Origin of the sequence: Paenibacillus xylanilyticus (assembly GCF_013359935.1) — a bacterium.
GTDB classification, from domain to species: Bacteria; Bacillota; Bacilli; order Paenibacillales; family Paenibacillaceae; genus Paenibacillus; species Paenibacillus xylanilyticus.
In genome coordinates this window covers 418,928-441,508 of record NZ_JABMCB010000190.1, presented here as the reverse complement: position 1 = coordinate 441,508, position 22,581 = coordinate 418,928, and the positions used below count along the sequence as shown (strand labels likewise).

Sequence of the window (22,581 nt, the reverse complement as noted above, 5' to 3'; positions counted from 1 at the left end):
GTTGATAAATATGTCAAAAGCGGATGCAGTCACTGCAACCTCCGCCTTACACCTTCTGGAACAATACCGGGAGGGGACGTCCTTTTTCTGGTCTTCACCGCAGCATACCTTGCTCGCTCAGGGTGAACGGATGAGATTTCCTGTATCAGCAGTTCAACAGCAGGTGATCTCCGACTCATCAGGATATTCAGAAACTCTGGATTATACCGATGGTGCACACGTTGCAGGAGTATCCTATGTTATCGATCAGGTTCAAAAAATGATTCAGGAAGCACAGCAGTCTGGTGTGCGGAAACCCATCGTGGTAGGAGCGATACCTTTTGATCCGAATCAATCTGCTCCCGAGCTTTTTATCCCGGAAACGGTACAATGGGCAGACCCTCCAAGCCCGGCAGCGAACGGATCATATGAGAAACACCCGGCAGCTACGGGTTGTGTAATCGATGAAGTGCCCGCTGCTGAGGTTTATCAACGTAGTGTCGGTCATGTACTGAAGCAGATGGAGCAGGGTGAACTCGATAAGGTTGTGTTATCCCGCCAACTGCATGTGACTTCAGAACATATGGTGAATACGCATCAACTGCTGCGTAATTTGTTCAGGGATAACGCTCACGGATACACATTTGCCGTTCCAATGAGTAAACTGACCGAGATGAGAAGTATCATAACAACGAATAAACGCGATTTAATTGAAGTGAATAAAGAGGGCAATCGTACATTCATTGGAGCAAGCCCGGAGCTGTTGGTTACTCGGAAAGGCACCATGGTAAAAGCAAATCCGCTGGCAGGCTCTGCTGCCCGAAGTGATGATCCTGCGGAGGATCGCCGCCGTGCAGAGGCGCTGCTGGCCTCTCCCAAGGATCGGTATGAGCATGCCGTTGTCATTGATGCCGTTGCAGCTGCGATGCGTCCGCTGTGCAAACAGCTGTCTGTTCCGGCAGAGCCTTCCCTGATTCAGACAAGCACGATGTGGCATCTGTCTACCGAGATTCATGGTGAGCTGCTGGATGAAGGCACATCATCACTGGAGGTGGCTTTTGCGCTTCATCCAACCCCGGCGATCTGCGGAACGCCTGTACAATCGGCTAGAGAGGCCATTGGAGCACAGGAACCGTTTGATCGGGAGCTGTTTACCGGGATGGTTGGCTGGTGTGATTGTGAGGGCGACGGGGAGTGGGCCGTGACCATTCGCTGTGCGGAAGTGGATGGCAATGCCCTCAAATTGTTCGCTGGGGCAGGCATTGTAGCAGGTTCTACAGCGGAAGCGGAACTGGCGGAGACCTCTGCCAAATTCAGAACCATGCTGCTTGCCATGGGTCTGGAATCCCCCGTATCCCGTTCGAAGGAGGAATAAAGGATGCTGTCAGGATACCAGGCTTGGCCTGAGGAATTTGCAGAGCTTTATCGTCAGGAAGGTTGCTGGGAGGGCATTACATTTGGAGAAATGCTTCGGCAGCGTGCGAAGTTATATGGCAATCGTACTGCCATGATCAGCGGTGAAGAGCACTTAACCTATGCAGAGCTGAACGCACGCGTCGATCGGTTGGCTGCCGGGTTGTATGCCACAGGAATACGGCAGTATGACCGTGTCATTATCCAATTGCCGAACATGGCGGCTTTTGTGGAGGCCGTTTTTGCTCTGTTTCGTCTGGGAGCCCTGCCGGTGTTCGCACTGCCTTTGCATCGCAAGAGTGAAATTGAGTACTTTGCCCGGTTCTCTGAAGCTGTGGCGTACCTGATCCCGGATCGGGATGGAGGATTTGATTACCGTAAACTTGCAGAAGAAGTACAGGCAGAGGTACCCAGCCTCAGACATATCATCGTGGCGGGAGAGGCGGGTCCGTTCACTTCGCTTGAGGATGTGTATATGGATCCCGATCCCGATAAGCTGCAGGATGGACCTGACTCTTCGGATGTGGCCTTTCTTCAGTTATCCGGTGGAAGCACCGGGCTGTCCAAGATGATCCCTCGCACCCATGATGACTATATCTACAGTCTGCGGAGAAGCGTGGAAGTCTGTGGACTCAGTCCGGAGAGCGTGTATCTGGCTGTTCTGCCTGCAGCGCATAATTATCCTTTGAGTTCACCGGGTATACTGGGCACGCTCTACGCGGGAGGTACGGTTGTGCTGTCACGGGAGTCGAGCCCGGATGAAGCCTTCCCGCTCATTAGAAAACACCAGGTGACCATCACGGCACTGGTGCCACCGCTTGCTCTGATCTGGTTGAATGCGGCTGCTGCCCGAGGGACCAAGCTGCCTTCTCTCCAGGTGCTTCAGGTTGGTGGAGCCAAATTCAGCGCTGAGGCGGCTGGGCGTGTTAAACCTGTCCTGGGCTGTACCCTGCAGCAGGTATTTGGCATGGCCGAGGGTTTGGTGAACTACACCCGTTTGGATGATCCTGAGCACATCATTATACACACACAGGGCAAACCCATGTCCCCATATGATGAGGTACGGATCGTGGATGACGAGGACATGGAAGTGGAACAGGGGCAATCCGGACATCTGCTGACCCGTGGGCCCTATACCATTCGCGGATATTACCAGGCTGAAGAGCATAATGCGAGGTCCTTCACCACAGACGGGTTCTATCGGACTGGAGATATTGCAAGCCTTACACCAGAGGGATACCTCATTGTGGAGGGGCGGGCAAAAGACCAAATTAACCGCGGCGGCGACAAGGTGGCAGCCGAGGAAGTCGAAAACCATCTGCTTGCTCATCCCGGTGTGCATGATGCAGCGCTGGTGTCCATGCCGGATGAATATTTGGGCGAGCGCTCCTGTGCATTTATCGTGCCCAGCGGTGAGATTCCTGCTGCAGCGGAGATCAAGTCTTTTCTGCGCAATCGCGGCCTGGCAAGCTATAAAGTCCCGGACCGGATTGAATTTGTGCAATCTTTTCCCAAGACCGGTGTAGGCAAGGTGAGCAAAAAAGCCTTACGCGAGATGCTGACTGTGAAGCAATCCATATAACAACGATCATGACGCATGGCAACAATGAAACTCCTTGAACTAAATGACCTGAAAAGAGGGATATTCATGGCACTTCCAGTGATTAAGCCATATGCAATGCCTGTAGAGTCGGAGCTTCCGGTCAATAAGGTAACGTGGATGCCGGATTTGAAACGTGCAGTACTTCTAATTCACGATATGCAGCAATATTTCATGAATGCATTTACAGCAGGGGAATCGCCTGTAGTGGAGCTGATCGATCATATTGGGCAGCTTCGTTCGAAGTGCCATGAACTTGGCATTCCTGTCGTGTATTCTGCCCAGCCGGGTGGACAGACACCGGAGCAGCGCGGCCTGCAGCTGGACTTCTGGGGAGCAGGCATTGACGGGGGACCCACGCAAAAACAGATCATTGAACCGCTGACGCCCGCTCCTCAAGATACGTTTATGACCAAATGGCGCTATAGCGCCTTCCAGAAGACAGAGCTGCTTAGGCTGATGCAGGAACAGGGACGAGACCAGCTGATGGTATGCGGCATTTATGCACATATCGGTTGTCTGATGACCTCCTGTGAGGCATTTATGCAGGATATTCAGGCATTCCTGGTTGCAGATGCGGTAGCTGATTTTTCAGCCGAAAAACACCGCATGGCGCTGACCTATGCATCCGAACGCTGCGCAGTAACGTTGACAACCGAGCGATTGCTTGAATCGCTTGATTCCTCTGTCCAAGACGCGGAGCCAATCGAGGCAGCCATTTCGGAGGGAAGGTTATATGCTGCAGCAGCATTGGAAACGTCAGGGACAAGTACAGACAGCGGGGTTGCGGCGAGGCTTGAATCATTGAGAGTACAGGTCGCCGAACTGCTGCAGGAGCAACCATCCCTGATCGGCGAGCATGATGACCTGATTGAGATCTGGGGACTCGATTCCATTCGTATCATGAGTCTTGCTGAGCGTTTCCGTATGGAAGGAGCAGAAGTGACTTTTGTTGATCTGGCCGAGCAGCCAACGTTAGCTTCATGGACAGTACTGCTGGATGCGCAGCCACATAGGGCGCTGCCAAACGGAGATTACTTTTGAGCGGGGCGGTGAACTTGTCGCAGCGTCGGAATGGCACGTGGCCCATGTCGGCCGCCCAGTCCGGGATCTGGTTTGCCCAGCAGCTGCATCCGGACAACCCCATGTACAACACAGGTGAATACGTGGTGATTCACGGCAGTGTGGATATAAAACAGTTCGAGCAGAGTGTTCGTCAAACCGTTTCGGAAGCGGAATCGTTAAATATGATTTACGGTGAGAACGAACATTTCCCATGGCAGTCGCTGAACCAGAATCATGATGATTGGCCGTTTCATGTACTGGATGTTCGTGGGGAACAGGACCCACATGCGGCGGCCATGGCGTGGATGCAGCGGGATCTGGCTTGTCCCGTCGATCTTGCAACAGGACCAGTATTTACCGAAGCGTTGTTCGAGGTAGATGAGAGATGCTTTTACTGGTACCAGCGTGTGCATCACATTGCCATAGATGGATATGGCGTTTCGCTAATTACCCGAAGGGTAGCAAGTTTGTATACGGCAAGGATACAAGGTGGAACCGCTGTGAAGACGCTGGGCACAGGGGCGTTCGGCCCGCTATTTTCCGTCATTCAGGAAGACGAAGCCTACCTTGAATCTTTAGATAGAGAGCGGGATCACAAGTTTTGGATGGAGCGGTACAAGGATGAACCGGACGTCGTAAGCCTGGGTGAGAAGGCATCACGCACAGCCGACTACTTCCTGCGGCAAAGTACTGAGCTCACGCAGCCCGATCGCGATCGTCTTCAGGCAGCAGCAGCCCGGTACGGGGTGACCTGGCCTGACCTGTTTATTGCGGCAGCAGCCATATATGTGCATCGAATCACCGGTACGACAGACGTGGTTCTGGCCTTGCCAGTGATGTGCAGGCTCGGCTCTGCATCCTTGCGTGTTCCAGGGATGGTTATGAACGTGCTTCCGCTCCGGCTAAATGTCGAACCTGACATGCGTTTGTCTTCCTTGGCTGAACAGATTGTGCAGGAGATTCGGGCTGTGCGTAAGCACCAACGTTATCGGCATCAGGATCTGCGGCGTGATCTGAAGCTGCTCGGAGAGAACCGCCGATTGTTTGGACCGATGATCAATGTCATGCCATTTCATCATGAGCTGAATTTCGCTGGGCAGCGCGGGATGATTCATAACTTGTCTACGGGTCCGGTGGATGACCTGTCCATTCATGTCGTTGACCAAGGGCATGGTCATGGACTTCGTATTGATTTTGACGCTAATCCTTCGGTCTACAGTGAATCGGAATTGCTGAGTCATCAGCTCCGTTATTTGCAGCTGCTCGATTTGATGATGCAGGAAGGGATAGAAGAGCAGTATGTCGGTCAAATGGAAGTGCTGCTTCCGACAGAACGTAATCAGGTACTGAAAGAATGGAATCAGACGGAGCACGCCGTGCCTGAACGGAATTCGGCAGCGATGTTCGAACAGCAGGTTCGGCGAACGCCTTCTGCCACGGCAGTAACGTTTGAAGGCGAATCTCTGACCTATGCCGAGCTGAATGAGCGTTCAAACCATCTGGCCCATGAGCTGATCCAGCATTATCAGGTGGGACCTGAGCAGATTGTAGCCATTGCTCTGCCGCGTTCTCTGGAGGTTGTGGTTGCCATTCTGGCTGTTCATAAGACGGGAGCAGCATATCTGCCACTTGATCCTGATTACCCGGAAGAGAGACTGACTTACATGCTTGAGGATTCTAGTCCGGCATGTCTGGTCACGGTTAATCACAATCTGTCCGGTCTGCCGAAAATGACTGACGTTCCCCTGTTGGTCATGGATGATCCGGAAGTTGTGCTAGAAGTCAGTCGCCAGTCCGGGAGCAATCCAGAACCAGAGGATCTGACAAAAGCGGCGTCGCCGCTGAATCCCTCCTATGTTATCTATACTTCAGGCTCAACGGGTAAACCCAAGGGTGTGACGGTGACCCATCTGGGGCTGACGAATCTGCTGGAGGATATGAAGCCAAGACTGAAGGTTGGTCCGCAGGATCACTGGTTATCAGTCACTACGATTGCTTTTGACATTTCTGTTCTGGAAGTGTTTCTGCCCCTTACGACAGGAGCAAGGCTTGATCTGGCTCACAAAGAAACCATTCTTGATCCGGTGGCGCTAGCTGCCCAGATGAGAGGGCAAGGAACAACCATCATGCAAGCCACGCCAACATTGTGGCAATCTCTGGTGACCAGCAAGCCTGGCTCGTTCGATGGTCTGACGGTCATTACCGGTGGAGAGGCTCTCTCGGAGGAACTGAAGCTTTCTTTGCAGGAAATGGGCTGCCGGGTTAATAACCAGTACGGTCCGACGGAGACCACGATTTATTCCACAGCTGCCGCCATGGCGCTTGAATCAACGGGTAAACCGTCCATTGGCGGACCGGTTCGAAATACACAGCTGTATGTGCTGGATCAGGGTCTGAATCCTGTCCCTCCGGGAGTTGCCGGGGAACTGTATATCGCAGGGCATGGGCTGGCTCGCGGTTATTTGGGAAGACCTGATCTGACTGCCGAGCGGTTTGTAGCCAATCCGTTCGGGCAAGCAGGCAGCCGCATGTATCGAACAGGAGACTTGGCGAAGTGGCTGCCGGATGGTTCAATCGACTATCTGGGCCGGGCAGATCACCAGATCAAGATCAGGGGTTTCCGTATCGAATTGGGAGAGATTGAATCCGTGATTTCCAGATATCCGGGCGTAGCCCAGGTTACCGTGATGGCACGTGAGGATCAACCGGGAAATCAGCGGCTGGCAGCATATGTTGTTTCGGAATCCGCATATTTGCCGGGGGTGGATCTGTCCTCACTTCGGGCATATGTGGCAGATGAACTGCCGGATTACATGGTGCCGTCTGCATTCATGAACCTTTCCGAAATGCCGCTGACTCCCAATAAAAAGATTGATCGCAAGCAGCTTCCTGCTCCTTCCGTGCTGTCTCATGCGAATGGGCGAGAGGCGCGGACGCCTCAGGAGGAGATCCTATGCAGTCTGTTCGCTGAGATTCTGGGTGTTGCTCGGGTAGGTATTGACGATGATTTCTTCGAAATGGGTGGTCATTCCCTGCTTGCGGGTCGAATAACGGCTCGGATTCGGGATGTATTTGGCGCGGAGCTGAATATTGGCAGTGGATTTGAGTCACCGACTGCAGCAGGCCTCGCCAAGAGGCTGGATCAGGCGAAGTCAGTCAGACCCCTGATACAGCCTGTTCCACGCCAAGGTGACATTCCTCTCTCCTTCGCTCAGCGGCGTCTATGGTTCCTGTATTGTCTGGAAGGCCCAAATCCTACGTATAATATTCCGCTCGTGGCTAGGTTATCAGGGAAACTCGATGTACATGCGCTTCAAGCCGCGGTCCAGGATATTGTTGATCGTCATGAGACGTTGAGAACGCTATATCCGCCAGAGCTTGGTTCAGCAAGTCAAACCATTCTGGATGCAACAGACGTTCGCGTGGATCTCCATATAAGAGAAGCTGTGGAGGATCTGGATGAACTTTTGACGGAGGCTTCCCGTTACAGCTTCAAACTCTCGAGTGAACCAGGCATTCGTGCCGAGCTGTTCTCATCAAGCGAGGACGAGCATGTGCTGTTGTTACTGCTTCATCATATTGCCGGAGATGGCTGGTCCCTGTCGCCGTTGATGCGAGACTTGTCTCGAGCATATAAGGCACGTGCTCAGGGATCAGCACCTTCCTGGGAACCTCTGCGCATTCAATATGCCGATTACGCGGTGTGGCAGGAGAGACTGCTTGGCGATGAAGGTCAACCGGACAGTCTGATTGCCAGGCAGCTTGAATTCTGGACACGTCATCTGGATGGTTTGCCGGAGCAAGTGACGTTTCCTGCCGATTATCCGCGTCCGGTTGTCTCCACCTACCGAGGCGGGACGATCCCTTTTACCATTCATCAGCAACTGCATGAGCAGCTTATGTCCATAGCTAGGGAAACCAAGGTCAGTCTCTTCATGGTGCTGCATACGGCATTGTCGGTCCTGCTTACACGTATGGGAGCGGGTACGGATATTGCGATTGGGACGCCAATTGCCGGACGAAGCGATGATGCACTTGACGAAGTGGTAGGTATGTTTATCAACACACTTGTGCTGCGTGCAGATACCTCAGGGGATCCCACGTTCCAGGAGCTGCTGGCGCGTGTGCGTGAGGTGGACTTGGCGGCTTACGAACATCAGGATCTGCCTTTTGAGCGCTTGGTTGAGGTGTTGAATCCGTCCAGATCCCGCTCCAAGCACCCGCTCTTCCAGGTAATGCTGGTTCTGCAAAATACGCCAGACATTCAGCTGGATCTGCCTGGTGCTGCATCGCAAACGAGTATGCACGGCGTAGGCTCATCCAAATTCGATCTGACCCTGGAGTTCACTGAACAACGTGAGCATAACGGTTCCCCAGCAGGGATCGAAGGGGTGCTGGAATACAGCACGGACCTCTTCCGGGAGTCTACTGCGGCTGAACTTGTGGTTCGATTGATCCAGGTGCTGGAGGAGGCCGTACAGCAGACGGATGAGCGAATTAGCCGCTTTAATGTGATAACACCCACAGAGCGTACATATTTGGAGCAGGAATGCACGTTTACAGCGAATGAAGCATCTGAATCCAGGCTGACCATTGCCGAACGGTTTGAAATTCAGGCAGCGGTCAACCCGGATGCACCAGCAGTGAGCTTAGGGGAAACGGTCATTAGCTATAAAGAGCTCAATGCAAGAGCGAACAGGCTGGCAAGATTGCTGATCTCAGAAGGTGTAGCTCCCGAACAGATGGTTGCTCTGGCATTGCCCCGTTCCATTGATATGGTCGTCGGTATTCTGGCCGTGTTAAAAGCTGGCGCTGCCTATCTGCCAATTGATCCGAATTATCCATCGGATCGATTGACGCATATGCTGACAGACGCAGCTCCGAGCGTGATGATTACGAATTCGGAAGTGGAGTCCCTGCTTCCTCTGATGGAAGCTGTACAATCTATGAACTTGGATGATTTACAAACGATGCAGAGGCTGGCTGTTCAGGATGAACGAAATCCGGCAGATGGTGAACGCAATGGACGTGTGTCTCATCTAAATCCGGCTTATATGATCTACACCTCGGGTTCGACCGGCAAACCCAAGGGAGTGGTTATCCCTCATGCCAATGTAATCCGGTTATTTGAGGCAACACAGCATTGGTTCCAGTTTGAAGCCAGTGATGTATGGACGTTATTTCATTCTTATGCTTTTGACTTCTCGGTCTGGGAAATTTGGGGCCCACTGCTCCATGGCGGCCGGCTTGTCGTTGTACCGCATGACATTAGTCGCTCTCCAGGGGCATTTCTGCAGCTTCTTGCCGAGCAAAAGGTAACGGTATTGAATCAGACGCCGTCGGCGTTCTACCAGCTGATGCAGGCAGATCGGGAACATCCGGAATGGGGACAGAAACTTGGACTTCGTTATGTGATCTTTGGAGGCGAGGCTCTTGAGCTTGGTCGTTTGGAAGATTGGTATGAGCGCCACTCAGACGCTGCACCAAAACTGATTAATATGTATGGCATCACGGAGACCACGGTTCATGTCAGTTATCAGGAGCTGCATGCAGGCAGCGTCGCGGAAGGAGCCAGCAGCTGGATCGGCTGCGCCATTCCGGATCTTCGGGTATATGTACTGGATGATCATCTGCAGCCAGTGCCTGCAGGAGTAATAGGTGAGATGTACGTGGCCGGGGCAGGCCTTGCCCGAGGTTATTGGGGCAGACCGGATCTTACGGCAGAACGATTCGTTGCAGATCCCTATGGTCCGGCAGGAACCCGCATGTACCGGACGGGAGATTTGGCGAAAAGACTCCATGATGGTTCGCTGGATTATTTGGGCCGGGCCGATCAACAGGTGAAAATCCGTGGTTTTCGCATTGAGCTTGGCGAAATTGAAGCTGTACTCGTTCGACATTCCGATGTTGCTCAGGCTGCTGTCATTGTCCGCGAAGACCAGCCGGGAGATAAACGTCTTGTGGCGTATATTGTTCCAGCCTCGAAGACCGGTTCAGGACCCGAATCTGCTGCACTTCGTCGTCATGCGTCAGCAAGTCTCCCTGATTACATGGTTCCGTCTGCGTTTGTGACGATGGAGGGCATACCGCTCACCGCCAACGGCAAGCTGGATCGCAAAGCATTGCCTGTACCGGAAATGCAGTTGACTTCCGGTGGCCGTGCACCGCGTAACCCGCAAGAGCAGATTTTGTGTGATCTGTTCGCCGAAGTGTTGGGATTGCGCAGTGTCAGTATTGATGATGGTTTCTTCGAACTGGGCGGACACTCCCTGCTTGCTGTTCGTCTGATGAGCCGTATTCGCGAGGCCATGGGCAAGGAGCCGGGGATTGGCATTTTGTTTGAAACGGCGACTGTTGCCGGACTGGCCGAGCGACTCGAAATGGATTCGGAGATGGGAACAGGCTCACTTCAGGTGCTGCTGCCTCTTCGCACACACGGAGCGCATCTTCCCCTGTTCTGTGTCCATCCTGCAGGAGGGTTAAGCTGGTGTTATGCCGGATTGATGAAACATCTGGGTATGGAATACCCGATCTACGGATTGCAGGCTCGCGGGATTGCCGAGTACGAGACCCTTCCGGCTACGCTGGAGGACATGACTGCAGATTACATCCGCCATATTCGGTCGGTGCAGCCTGAGGGACCTTACCGCCTGCTGGGTTGGTCTCTTGGAGGCAACGTTGCTCAGGCCATGGCTGTGCAGCTTCAGTCCGAAGGAGAAGAGGTGGAGTTCCTGGCCATGTTGGACGCCTATCCAAGTCATTATCTCCCGATTCGCGGGGAACCGGATGAAGAGGAGGCTCTTACCGCTTTGCTCGCATTGGGTGGATATGATCCTGACAGTATTGGAGATGGTCCGCTGGATATGGCAACAGCCATGCGCATTCTGCGCAGTGAAGGCAGTGCACTGGCCAGTCTGGATGAAGAAACGATTATGAAGCTGCGGAAAACCTATGAAAATTCCGTACGGATTCTGGGGGCTTACACGCCTTCCCGATTCGAAGGAGATCTGATCTTCTTCCGTTCAACCATTATTCCAGACTGGTTTGACCCCATTGATCCAGAGATGTGGGATGCCTATATTGGAGGCCGCATGGAACGGCATGATATTGCCTGCCGTCACAAGGATCTATGCCAGCCTGGACCACTGGCGGAAATATGCCAGACGCTTACAGCCAAGCTGGAAATGCTGAACCAGCCCCAAGTTCATCTTAAATAGGAGGATAAGCCGATGAGCAACCCTTTTGAACAAGAAGACAGCAATTATCTGGTATTAATCAATGAGGAGGGGCAATACTCGCTGTGGCCCGCATCCATTCAGGTCCCCGCAGGCTGGACTCAGATGCTGGGCAAGGCGAAACGCCGGGTATGTCTCGATTACATTGCCGAGCAGTGGACCGACCTGAAGCCTTTAAGTCTCTGTGATGAAACGGGTATGCCAGGGGTGGTTCAAGAGGCTGGCGGATGAGGCTTAGACTCCACCCCAAGGCGATTGTCAGTATCGTCTACGTCCGATCGATGTTTATGGTCGCCATGGATGGGGACGGTGCTGAAAGACGCTTTTATCACCAGACTCGTCGGTGCAAACGAAGGTTGGTTATCTGGCACTGGCAGCAGATCTAGTAAATGCATACCAAAAACCCCTGGCTAATTTGCCAGGGGTTTTGTCATTTCTAGATTATTGCTATTTAATATCTACAAGATAATTTCTAAAATATCGTTATTGCTAGTTACTTTAAAAACATTCATTGAATTATACTGCTTGAGCAATGATTTGGCTTCTTTCCAAGACCGCTTGAGACTCACCATTTGCAGGCCGGTAGCCTTTTTCAAGCAATTCTTTGATATAAATTTTGTTGTAAACGAATGAGAATACAATCCCGCTAACCCAGGCCCCGATACCGAAAGTGAAGGCTCCGAGAGCAGCTGCGATTAAAAACATAATAACAGCCCATTTTAAATCACCACGGAACAGAGCAGGGAGAAACCCGAAAAATAATGTTGTCCAGCTAAAACCAACTTTGACGTTTTTGGTCACACCGGCACTGTTTTGCAAAAAGATATGCATTTGTCCACTTCCTTCTAAAATAATGAATCGGAGAGAGAATCGAGGATCAACAAAGTATGTAAGTTAGAATCTAGTTATAAAAGCCTGATCTGTTTGACCTATGTCTCGTCCAAGTGGTTCTATAGTACCATTAAATGGACAAGGTGTTAATCTTTTTTTGAAAATTTTGTTTTAAAAGGGGAAATGTATTATTTAATGAAAATTAAAAAAGAAGGAAGGGATTGATTTCCCTCCTTCACAGGAAAGTTTGATATAGCTCTTCGATGGTAATTACATCAGGTTGAGTGGGGAGTTCCATTTCTGTGGAACAGGCAGCTGCCAGCATATGACCCTCATCCAGACGCTGGCTGAGAAAACGATAGGCTGTGGCTTCGGGACAATGCCAGATTCCTTCGCTGCTGCGCACCATGGAAAAGGAGTCCAGCGGCATGGATAATCCCATGCCAACAGCTTTGATATAGCTTTCTTTCAGCGTCCACAGTCGATAAAAGGTTTCCATCTGTTGTTCTGCGGGCTCTGCTGCCAGATGGCGGCTCTCCCTTGGCGAGAAGAAGCGTTCTGCAATTTTCATGTCGATAGGCGCTATTTTCTCCACATCCACGCCCAGTGAATTGCTGCCTCCCGAGATCATTGCGACCCAATCACCAGAATGTGATAGATTGAAGGGCAGGTCAGGATAGCTGGTGAGGGATGGTTTGCCGTAGGCATTACGAGTAAAAGAAAGTTCGTCAGGCCTTCTTCCCGTCAACTTCCCCAGAGTCACACGAGCTAAAACCTCACCCAATACAGAACGATAGCCATCTGCCTGATGTATAAAACGCGAAGCCTGCTGCCGCCGCTCATCCGAAACGAGTGACAGGAAGGTATCCCAATATTGCTTTGATATTTCTGCGGGAATACGCAGAATTTGAATAGTTATCATCATTTATCACCTGACGATATATTCGGCACGTATTGTGAACTTCCCTTTTTATCCATCTGTATCCTCATCCACCCTCTGTTCTCCTTAAACCGATTGCGTTCTCTTCCACACCTCATGTACAGTTCGAATGCGCTCCCACATCTCTCTGCGTTCCAGTTCACTGTATCGTACAAGCGGTTCATGGAAGGTCGCCTCCAATAAGTCTCTCCACTCCGTATAGCTCTGGATCTCGGTCTTTTTAATACCTTCTGTACTATGGGTTCGCAGCATACATCCGCGCAGTTCGCTGCTAACTACAGCGTCTCTTTGACGAAGAAGGAAAACGTTGTGCCAGGGCGACTCGGCAGATCGACTATAGAATTCATGTTTTGGGATGAACTCATCCAGGGTGTTAACCACTTCTGGGGCATAGTCGACGCCCTCACTGGGTCCATTCGGTTCATATTCGAGACGCCATCCCCCAGAAGCAACAGCAGAAGATGTTAGGTTGTAGGTAAAGGGTGCTGCACCGTAGGCTCCAAAACGAAGTGGCAGAGGTTCGAATGGCATGCCGCCCAGACCAACATCCACAATCCAGTGCGTAGCCTCCGATTCAGTCTCCGGCAGAAGTACAGACAGCCCAAGATGGAACGAGTTCACTCGCGGCTGCTCGCCATGGGGCTGGACTCCGGCCCGATGCCACTGTACGGCATAGCCAAGTGAACGAAGAAGGATGCTGAATGCACCGTTCAGATGAAAACAATATCCGCTGCGTCCTTGCAGAATAAGTTGGACTGAATCCGCAGGATGAATACCCTCCGGACGTCCAGCAAAAATATCTATCGTTTGCCAAGAGAGATACTGTACGTGTGCACGATGGAGTTCGGACAAAAATTCCAGTGTTGGTGGCTTAATATGATTAATGCCGATCCTTTTCAGATAGGACATCAGATCCGAATGTGCCAATGTGTTCAAGCAGAATCACCCCCATCAATTCATTGGCCACTATAAAAGGCAAGCAGCTGGCCATGAGTTTATTGTAGGAGCGGAAGGATCAAAAGGATACGTAAAATTGCCTTGATTGTACCGGTACAGTTATATGGCGAAGAACGTAAATGAACGAGGGATGAATTTCTTTTTCTCGGGTATGTTAACCGTTTGGAGTGGATATAGGTTAGAATATAGATAGAAAGCAGGATTAGGAGATGGAAAAATGGCTAATGATGAAGTGATTTTGACACAGGAAGGCTTGGAAAAGCTGGAGGACGAACTGAGGGAATTGAAGACGGTGAAGCGTAAAGAGTTGGCCGAGCGTCTGAAGCTTGCGATCAGTTACGGGGACCTGAAGGAAAATAGTGAGTATCATTCAGCCAAAGATGATCAGGCATTTATGGAAACCCGCATTTTGATTCTGGAGAAGATGCTGACCAAGGCAAGAGTCATTACTTCGGATAATGTGGATTCCAACAAAGTAAGCATTGGCTCAACAGTGCTGCTTAATGATATTGAATTTGCAGAAAAGATTGAATACCAAGTGGTCGGCCCAGCCGAAGCCGATGTTGCGAACAACAAGATTTCCTACGAAAGCCCGCTCGGCAAGGAAATTATGGGCAAAGAAGTGGGCAGCGTCATTCATGTAAATGCGCCGATGGGCGTCATCAAATATGAGTTGCTTGAGATTAAATCGCTCTAAATGAAGATTGGAGAAGGGTTACGTTGCCGCCATGGGTATGGCAAGCGTAATCCTTTTTTTGTGCCTGTAAATGGTAATCTGGAGAGTTAGATGAAGTCTTCATGACTTACAGGATTGGCGTTAGGGTTGGAGGGTTCACATTTGTCCCATACTGTAATGGAGGTGGAATGCAGAATAAGAATCTATCTGATACTAGATGTAAATAAATAACATTTCGATAAATTTCGATTTTCGAATGACCTGACACGAGGACTGTTATATAATAACGGGAAAACTTTAGAACAGATGGAGTAGATACGATGAATTTTAGTAAGCCAAACCTGGAGCAAAACAATACTGGCAAAGGTGAGCGCTTCTCGCGCGCCGGGTTTATTCTAGCCGCCATCGGTAGTTCGGTCGGTCTGGGGAACATGTGGAAATTCCCGTATATTACGGGAGAAAACGGGGGGGCTGCGTTTTTCCTGCTCTTCATCGTGTGTCTGCTGCTTATTGGTCTGCCTGTTCTCCTTGCGGAACTTGCCATTGGACGAAGTGGCAGAGGGAGTGCGGCTACGGCCTTTATTAAGGCTGGTGGACATAAGGGCTGGCTTGCGGCAGGCTTATTGCAAGTACTGACGCCGTTTATCATCCTTTCCTTTTACGTCATCATTGCGGGCTGGACGCTGCAATATGCAATTACGTCTTTCAGCGGCACCCTTTATAACAATTCGGATTATGCGGGACAGTTCGGTGACTTTGTAGGCGGCTATATGCCGATTGTGTGGCAGCTGGTTGCCGTTCTGATTACGGGCTGGATTGTTGCCAAAGGGGTATCCAACGGTATTGAGAAGTTCAATAAGGTACTGATTCCGGCGATGCTCGTCCTGCTCATTATCCTGATGATCCGTGCGGTAACCCTGCCGGGAGCTGGTGCAGGAGTTTCCTTTTTCCTGAATCCTGACTTCTCGCAGCTGACGACTGAATCGGCGCTTGTTGCCCTTGGGCATGCCTTTTTCTCCCTGTCACTGGGGATGGGTATTCTCATAACATATGGTTCGTATGTGGATAAAAATCAATCACTCGGTGCGGCAACTGTCGCTGTCGGTGTGGGTGACCTGATCTATGCATTCATCGCCGGTCTGATTATTTTCCCAACGACCTTTTCGTTTGGCATTGCACCGGACCAGGGGCCATCGCTCATCTTTGTAGCTCTTCCGGCTGCTTTCTCGGCGATGCCGCTTGGGTTCCTGTTCGGCGGACTATTCTTCATCCTGCTGGCTATCGCGGCCATGACATCGGCGGTATCCTTGCTGGAAGTCCCGGTTAAATATTTCATGGAACGTCTGTCCTGGAGCAGAAGCCGTGCGGTATGGATTATCTCACTAGCTGTCTTTATCGTAGGTCTTCCTTCCGTTCTATCCCTTGGTCTGCTGCCTGAATGGACGATTGGCTCGAAGAGTGTGTTTGACTGGATGGACTTCATGGCATCCAATATCATGCTTCCGGTAGGTGGCTTGCTGGTTACCATTTTTGCCGGATACTTCTGGAAAACGGCAGCGGAGGCTTCCGGTCTGAATGCAGGCTGGTTCCGGATCTGGCTGTTCATGCTGCGTTACGTGGCACCCATCCTCGTCGTTCTCGTTCTGCTGCACACATCGGGAATCATCCACTTCTAAGCATGAAGATCGGGTAGGGATGAACGTTGTCCATTGTGCAGATTTGCCATAGATAAAACCTCTTGGAAGAAATGCAAAAGCCCTTGTGTTCCCTCGTTAATTTTGGGACAATACAGAGTAGAGGTTTTTTGATAAGACCGATAAGCCATATGCTTTTTTGCGAAAAGAGGACTATACAATGAACAAATCATCCATATATGGATTAACATTAGAGCAACTGCGTTCCTGGCTGCCGGAGCACGGGCAGAAGAAATCCCGTGCTTCCCGCATCTGGGAATGGCTGTATCAGGAGCGAGTACATGATTTCCCCGCGATGTCCGATGTCCGTCAGGAATGTTTGGATGTTCTCTCGGAGCACTTCACCATGAACTCGCTGAGTGAACATGTGAAGCAGGAGTCGGCAGACGGTACAGTGAAATTTCTGCTGCGGATGCAGGACGGCAACCTGATTGAGACCGTATTGATGCGGCAGAAATACGGACTTACCGTATGTGTAACCACCCAAGTGGGCTGTAATATCGGCTGCAGCTTCTGTGCGAGCGGGTTGATCAAGAAAAGCCGTGACTTGTCCGCTGGCGAAATTGTGGAACAGATCATGCATGTGCAGCGATATCTCGATGCAGCTGGTCAAGGCGAACGGGTGACGAACGTTGTCGTGATGGGCATTGGCGAACCGTTTGACAATTTCCAGAACATGAGTGACTTCATCGAAGTCATCAAGGATCGCAAAGGACTGGCGCTTGCCGCCAAACGGATTACCGTCTCCACGAGTGGTCTGCCTGACAAGATCAAGGAATTTGCAGACAGCAGTTTGCAGGTCAACCTGGCGATCTCCTTACACGCACCGAATAACGAACTGCGCACCCACATCATGAAGATCAACCGGGCCTTCCCGATTGAACAGCTGATGGACGCAGTTGATTATTATCTGGCTACCACAAACAAACGCATCATGTTCGAATATATTCTGCTTCGTGATGTTAATGATCAGCGAGAGCATGCGGCTGAGCTGGCTGAACTGCTGTCCAGCCGTAAAAGTATGGTTAGCGTGAATCTGATCCCATACAATCCGGTCGATGAGCACAGTCAATATCAGCGGAGTACGGAAGAATCCATTTTGGGCTTCTATGATACACTCAAGAAAAATAACATCAACGCAACTGTACGCATGGAACATGGTACCGATATCGATGCCGCCTGCGGGCAATTGCGCAGCAAACAGATGAAAAATAATGCCGCTGAATCCCAGCCGGGCCGTCTGGCACTGGGATAACCGATTCTTGAAATGAGTTTACGGCACGGTAAAGCATAAGCAGACAAAAACGCCTCCGTATCTCACTGAGAAGTGAGTGCAGAGGCGTTTTTTGATATCTATTTCAGCATTTTGGTCATCAACAGATGAGGAATGCCATCTTCCATAAACACGTCTGAGGCTGCCGCATAACCAAGACGCTCGTAGAACCCGGAGGCTTGTACCTGGGCGTGCAGCTTGGCCTTCTCAAGCCCCTGACCCAGTGCCATTTGTTCCAGTTTGTCGATCAGCACCCGGCCGAGGCCGTGTTTGCGGTAATCCAGCATTACGCAGATTCGTTCCAGCTTGGCAACATTCTCGACCACACGCAGCCTGGAGGATGCGGCGGGTACACCGTCCACGTAAACTAGAATATGGCGGGCTTCCGTGCCCAGCGCATCATACGCATCAAATTCATCTTCTGCAGGAACCCCCTGTTCTTCCACAAAGATGGCGGTGCGGATTGCGAAGCAAGCGTCGAGCAATTCCTGGTTATCAACTTCAACAACGGTGGTATTCATGAATGTTCTCCTTTGGCCGATAGTAATGTCTTCAGGCATGATAAACTGGTACAAAAGCAAAATAGGATACTCCAAAATGATAAGGTCATTATAGTTCATTTTTAAGATGAATTAAATGTAGTTATATCACTAATTATGTTGCGAATGCAACAAAAATGATAAGAGGGCGTGCGTACAATGACTGAGAAAAAAGAAGTGCTGCGCGAGATTGGCATGATAGCGCGCTGTTTGGATTCCATCAGCAATGTCGAATTTCAACATCTGAACCTCTCCCGTGGACAGTATCTGTATCTGTATCGCATATGCGAAAACCCTGGCATCATTCCCAACCAGCTGGCTGAATTGATCAAAGTGGACCGGACCACAGCAGCCAGAGCGATCAGCAAGCTGGAATCGGATGGCTTTATCGTCAAGAAGGCGGCATTGGGTAATAAGAAGAACAAGCAATTATATCCAACGGAGGCTGGGCTCGACGCATGGGCCTTCATTCGAAGAGAAGGTGTGCACTCCGATCAGGTTGCACTGGAGGGACTGACAGAAGAAGAGATTCAGCTGGCCGTTAATCTTCTGCGCCGGATGCGTCACAATATTGAAGTTGACTGGAAGTTTGTCAAAAAGGGCGGCCGCCGGGCCTACATGAATGAGTTCGAATGAGCAGACCCCACATCCTTGATCCCTACATCCCAGACCTTAGCCGATCTCATTTCAAGGAGAAGAATGGTTTCTCCACAGATTTAATAGCACAGGAGGAAATCATGAAGAGCATCAAGCGAAGAAGATGGACATGGCTAGTCGTGATACTCGTTGCTGCAGCAAGCATTGGAGCCTTGTCTTTCCTGTTCCTGAAGGAGAGGCTCGTGATGAACGAAATATCCCCTACGGTTTCATTTGTCCAGAATCATATGACCAATCCGAACGGTACACTGGCTTCCTATTTGCAGGATGCTGCTTCCGAGCAAGCTGATATTGTTGCCGGCAGAGAGGCCTTGTCGGAATCACTTGGGTTGTGGATGCAATACGCGGTTGCCAAGAATGATCAGACATTATTTGAACAGAGTTATGAACTGCTGACGACCTATTTCCTGATGCCTCAGAAATATATTGCCTGGAAGCTGGATACGGAGGGGAAAGCTCATGTGACCACCAATGCGTTGGGTGATGATTTTCGAATTGTAGACGCCTTATTGAAGGCTGCAGACCAATGGGAGCAGGGCAGAGAAGCGAAAGTGGCCACCGCCGCCGAAATATCCCGTACCTTGAATCAATCGGTTCAGAATGAAGGGTATTTTGTTGATTTCCATTATTTCAAAGGCGGGTATTCTCCGGATACATTAAGTTTGGTATATGTAGATTTGCCGGCACTCCAACAGATGGAACAACATGAAATGCTGCAGTCCGGGACGTACGCGAAATACGAGTATCTGCTTAGAAGCATGCCGGACGACGGAATATTTTATCCCAAAACGTTCAACGTTGTAACCAAAGCGTATACATATGACGACAAGGTAAACCTGATCGATCAGCTCATCGTGGCGAATCATTTAACCTCGACAAATCGGAAACCGGACAAGCTTATTGCTTTTCTGAAAAAGGAATTCGAAACCCGTCATCAGTTGCCTGGACAGTATGAACGTATCAATCGTACACCTGGTGTAGCCTATGAATCGCCCTCCGTTTATGGACTTGCCATATTGCTTGCTGTACGGACAGGTGATCCCAAATGGGCCAAACAGCTGTATAACCATATGATCGCCATGCGCGGTCAGGATCCGAATTATCCAGGTGGATATGTATTCGAAGGGAATACCCATATGTTCGATAATCTGTTCCCCCTGCTTGGAGAGACAGAATTACGAAAGTTCCTGAAAAAGTAATCATTCTGTCATTTTATATGGGTATAGATATGGTAGGATACAAATGTCTATCTATGTCATAATTTGGCGGAAATACGTGGGGACATAACTTAACTTAAAACATCGGAGAGAAGGAAACTATGAGGAACAAAGCACCTATTCGTCGGATCGCATGGGGTTATGCCAGTTTGATCGGATTAGCAGTAATTCAGCAGCTCGTCATCTATCTTAAAATTTACATGAATCAGAGCTTCACCACACTGGACGTCATATTTAGCATTGTGTCACTTGGCGCGCTGGTCCTTGGCTTTGTGATCCCTGTCGGGGTGTCTGTCGTCGCCGGGTTCGTATACCTGGTTTCTTACTTTGTATGGCTTGTGACCTATGCCGATGTGAGTGTGCTCACGTTTTCGTGGTGGCTGCTCATACCAGCCAATGTGGCAGTTGCTGCTTTTATTAAAGCAAGCTTGGTCCGCAGTGCCCGTGTCATGGAGCGGCTTCAGGAGCTGCAGGACCGCAATCCGGAGCTCGATCTGGATACCACCCTTGGCAATAAAGAGGCCCTTGCAGATACCGTTATTAAGCAAAGTAACCTGGCAAGAAGGTACTCCGAGCAGTATGCATTCAGCATGGCCATGTTCAAGATTGAATTTTTGCCACTGGTTCTGGAATCACTTGGATCTGTTCGGTATGCGCAGTTTCTGCTCGAGTTGTCGAATACCATCCAGAAGCAAATTCGGTTCGAGGATTATAAATTTTTTGTAGATCGTGGACGATTCGTCATTCTCTGTCCGATGACCAATGTGGAGTATTTGCCTGTGCTTACAGAGCGGATCAAAAAAGCCATGATGGACCTGCAATTTATAGATAAAAAGGGAAATGAGCTGCAGACGGTCATTCGATCAGGCGCTCTTGTTTTTCAGAAGGAACAGTTCAGCAAATATGAGGATATTGATGCCGTTATTGCTGCCCTTGAACGGAACACAGAGACAGATCTCATTGGAGAATACATCTAGATGCAGGAGGAGGCGTAGTCCAGTGAATTATTTAACATGGTTTGTTCCGCTCTGCATTATCGTCAGCAGTTTCTTTACGATTACTATACTTATCTTAACCGTTGCAACGCTGCGTTTTCGAGGCAAAATCAACAGGAAATACGATCGGAGGAAGTTGAATGGCTGATTTCCTGCTGTTGATGTCCATTCTTAGTATATGGATATCCGTTACTGAATCTATCGTTATCATGGCCGGGGCTATTCGGTTCATTAACAAACAAGAGAAAAAGGGGATCCAAATTCCTGAGAATATGGATCATTACCCGACAGTAACGGTTATGGTGCCTGCACATAATGAGGGACTCGTTATTGTTTCTACCGTTGAGCATATCTTACGCTTGAATTATCCGGAACATAAAGTTCAAGTCATTGTTATTGCAGATAATTGTACGGACGATACAGCAGAACGGCTTAAGGCTCTTAAAGCGAAGAGTAGTTATGCTGACCGGGATTTTACGATCCTGGAGCGTAAAGGTATAGGGGGGAAATCCGGAGCTCTGAATGATGGTCTCGAACTGGCCTGGGGGGAATGGATCTGCATTTATGATGCAGACGCCGCTCCTGAACGGAATGCATTAATGTTTCTGACACAGAAAGCTCTGGAGAATCCGGAGAAGCAAGGCGCTGTATTTGGACGCAACAAGGCTCGCAACCGGGGGCAGAATTTCCTCTCCAGATGTATCAATCTGGAGCTTGTAACAGTTCAACGTGTCCATCACACGGGGTTATGGGAGTTATTTAAACTAGGAACCATTCCAGGCACCAACTATATCATCAAGGCAAATCTAATCCGTGAAATTGGTGGATGGGATCCGGATGCCATTACAGAGGATACCGCGGTATCGTTCGATATCCTTACCCGTGGTCAGCTTATTGCGCTAGCGCCCCAAGCAGAGGCCTATCAACAGGAGCCAGAGCAGCTGAAGGTTTATATGAAACAACGCGAACGCTGGTCCAAGGGGAATTATCAGGTTGTTATTGATAATATTAAGCATCTGTTCGACCGTACGAGTTGGAGAATTAAACTGCATGTCCTGTACTATGCTGCGAGTTATTTCTGGTTTATGATCGCCATTATTGTTTCGGATATCATCTTTGTCTCTAACCTTGTATATCAGGTCATCGCATTGTTTAATCCCAATGTCATTTCTCCATTCCAGTTTTCAGGAGACGTATATGTGTACCTTGTTATTGCTTGGGCACTTATGTATTACATTTATGTTCTGCAAATTAACCTTGCACTTTCAGCGGATATTGGACAGAGCAATACTCAAAACTTTATTGTGGCTTGTCTTTCCTATTTCACATATGCCCAGCTGTTTCTGGTCATCTCCGTTAAGGCGTTTGTTTCTCTCATTGGGGATAAACTGTTCCGTAGAGAAACCAAATGGTACAAAACGCAGCGATTCGGCTGAGTTCACTCCTATATGCAAGAGGCTGTTTTCTGATCTGTCCAGAAGCAGCCTTTTTGGTTATGGTAGAACACTTG

At 50.0% G+C, this 22,581-nt stretch carries 18 protein-coding genes; 14 read left to right on the top strand and 4 right to left on the bottom strand.

Going from position 1 to position 22,581, the window contains the following annotated elements:
* Positions 1–10 precede the first annotated feature (10 nt).
* From dhbC to HP552_RS18910, 6 genes are all read left to right on the top strand, one after another.
* Positions 11–1,354 carry an isochorismate synthase DhbC gene (gene dhbC, locus HP552_RS18935; protein WP_175396946.1) on the top strand — a complete coding sequence of 448 codons (1,344 nt, stop codon included), beginning with the start codon at positions 11–13 and terminating at the stop codon, positions 1,352–1,354.
* A gap of 3 nt (positions 1,355–1,357) precedes the next feature.
* On the top strand, positions 1,358–2,974 hold the full coding sequence (locus HP552_RS18930) for a (2,3-dihydroxybenzoyl)adenylate synthase (RefSeq protein ID WP_175396945.1): 1,617 nt from the start codon (positions 1,358–1,360) through the stop codon (positions 2,972–2,974).
* A 66-nt stretch (positions 2,975–3,040) separates the two neighbouring features.
* Positions 3,041–4,036 carry an isochorismatase family protein gene (locus HP552_RS18925; RefSeq protein WP_175396944.1) on the top strand — a complete coding sequence of 332 codons (996 nt, stop codon included), beginning with the start codon at positions 3,041–3,043 and terminating at the stop codon, positions 4,034–4,036.
* A gap of 14 nt (positions 4,037–4,050) precedes the next feature.
* The gene (locus HP552_RS18920) at positions 4,051–11,274 is read left to right on the top strand and encodes a non-ribosomal peptide synthetase (RefSeq protein ID WP_175397089.1); all 7,224 of its coding nucleotides are present in this window, start codon (positions 4,051–4,053) and stop codon (positions 11,272–11,274) included.
* A 12-nt stretch (positions 11,275–11,286) separates the two neighbouring features.
* Positions 11,287–11,523 (top strand): MbtH family protein, encoded by a 237-nt coding sequence (locus HP552_RS18915; protein WP_175396943.1) that lies wholly within the window; start codon positions 11,287–11,289, stop codon positions 11,521–11,523.
* Positions 11,520–11,678, top strand: coding sequence for a hypothetical protein (locus HP552_RS18910; protein WP_175396942.1), 159 nt, complete (start codon positions 11,520–11,522; stop codon positions 11,676–11,678). Before HP552_RS18915 ends, HP552_RS18910 begins: the two co-directional genes overlap by 4 nt.
* 130 nt (positions 11,679–11,808) lie before the next feature.
* Here the strand turns inward: HP552_RS18910 and HP552_RS18905 are convergent, their stop codons facing one another.
* The 3 genes from HP552_RS18905 to HP552_RS18895 form a co-directional block, all read right to left on the bottom strand.
* Positions 11,809–12,123 (bottom strand): DUF2628 domain-containing protein, encoded by a 315-nt coding sequence (locus tag HP552_RS18905; protein WP_175396941.1) that lies wholly within the window; start codon positions 12,121–12,123, stop codon positions 11,809–11,811.
* A gap of 235 nt (positions 12,124–12,358) precedes the next feature.
* Complete coding sequence (locus HP552_RS18900) at positions 12,359–13,045, bottom strand: 4'-phosphopantetheinyl transferase family protein (RefSeq protein ID WP_175396940.1); 687 nt, start codon at positions 13,043–13,045, stop codon at positions 12,359–12,361.
* 84 nt (positions 13,046–13,129) lie between these two features.
* Positions 13,130–13,999, bottom strand: coding sequence for an arylamine N-acetyltransferase family protein (locus tag HP552_RS18895; RefSeq protein WP_376768964.1), 870 nt, complete (start codon positions 13,997–13,999; stop codon positions 13,130–13,132).
* A gap of 238 nt (positions 14,000–14,237) precedes the next feature.
* Between HP552_RS18895 and greA the strand changes: the two genes are divergently transcribed.
* The 3 genes from greA (at position 14,238) to rlmN (ending at position 17,645) form a co-directional block, all read left to right on the top strand.
* Positions 14,238–14,717, top strand: a complete 480-nt coding sequence (greA, locus tag HP552_RS18890; protein WP_175396939.1) for a transcription elongation factor GreA — start codon at positions 14,238–14,240, stop codon at positions 14,715–14,717.
* A 299-nt stretch (positions 14,718–15,016) separates the two neighbouring features.
* Positions 15,017–16,372 (top strand): sodium-dependent transporter, encoded by a 1,356-nt coding sequence (locus HP552_RS18885; RefSeq protein WP_175396938.1) that lies wholly within the window; start codon positions 15,017–15,019, stop codon positions 16,370–16,372.
* 178 nt (positions 16,373–16,550) lie between these two features.
* Positions 16,551–17,645: a dual-specificity RNA methyltransferase RlmN gene (gene rlmN / locus HP552_RS18880; protein ID WP_175396937.1), complete on the top strand. Its 1,095-nt coding sequence runs from the start codon at positions 16,551–16,553 to the stop codon at positions 17,643–17,645.
* A gap of 98 nt (positions 17,646–17,743) precedes the next feature.
* Here the strand turns inward: rlmN and HP552_RS18875 are convergent, their stop codons facing one another.
* Positions 17,744–18,184 carry a GNAT family N-acetyltransferase gene (locus tag HP552_RS18875; RefSeq protein ID WP_175396936.1) on the bottom strand — a complete coding sequence of 147 codons (441 nt, stop codon included), beginning with the start codon at positions 18,182–18,184 and terminating at the stop codon, positions 17,744–17,746.
* Between the two features lie 177 nt (positions 18,185–18,361).
* Here HP552_RS18875 and HP552_RS18870 point away from each other — a divergent pair, with 177 nt between their 5' ends.
* From HP552_RS18870 to HP552_RS18850, 5 genes are all read left to right on the top strand, one after another.
* Positions 18,362–18,838: a MarR family winged helix-turn-helix transcriptional regulator gene (locus HP552_RS18870; protein WP_175396935.1), complete on the top strand. Its 477-nt coding sequence runs from the start codon at positions 18,362–18,364 to the stop codon at positions 18,836–18,838.
* A 101-nt stretch (positions 18,839–18,939) separates the two neighbouring features.
* On the top strand, positions 18,940–20,058 hold the full coding sequence (locus HP552_RS18865) for a glycosyl hydrolase family 8 (protein WP_175396934.1): 1,119 nt from the start codon (positions 18,940–18,942) through the stop codon (positions 20,056–20,058).
* Between the two features lie 119 nt (positions 20,059–20,177).
* Complete coding sequence (locus HP552_RS18860) at positions 20,178–21,053, top strand: diguanylate cyclase domain-containing protein (RefSeq protein WP_175396933.1); 876 nt, start codon at positions 20,178–20,180, stop codon at positions 21,051–21,053.
* A gap of 22 nt (positions 21,054–21,075) precedes the next feature.
* Entirely contained in the window at positions 21,076–21,219 is a 144-nt protein-coding gene (locus HP552_RS18855) for a hypothetical protein (RefSeq protein WP_167301716.1), read from the top strand.
* A complete protein-coding gene (locus HP552_RS18850; RefSeq protein ID WP_175396932.1) occupies positions 21,212–22,507 on the top strand; it encodes a glycosyltransferase family 2 protein in 1,296 nt (431 codons plus the stop codon). The genes HP552_RS18855 and HP552_RS18850 overlap by 8 nt, the downstream gene beginning before the upstream one ends.
* Positions 22,508–22,581 lie beyond the last annotated feature (74 nt).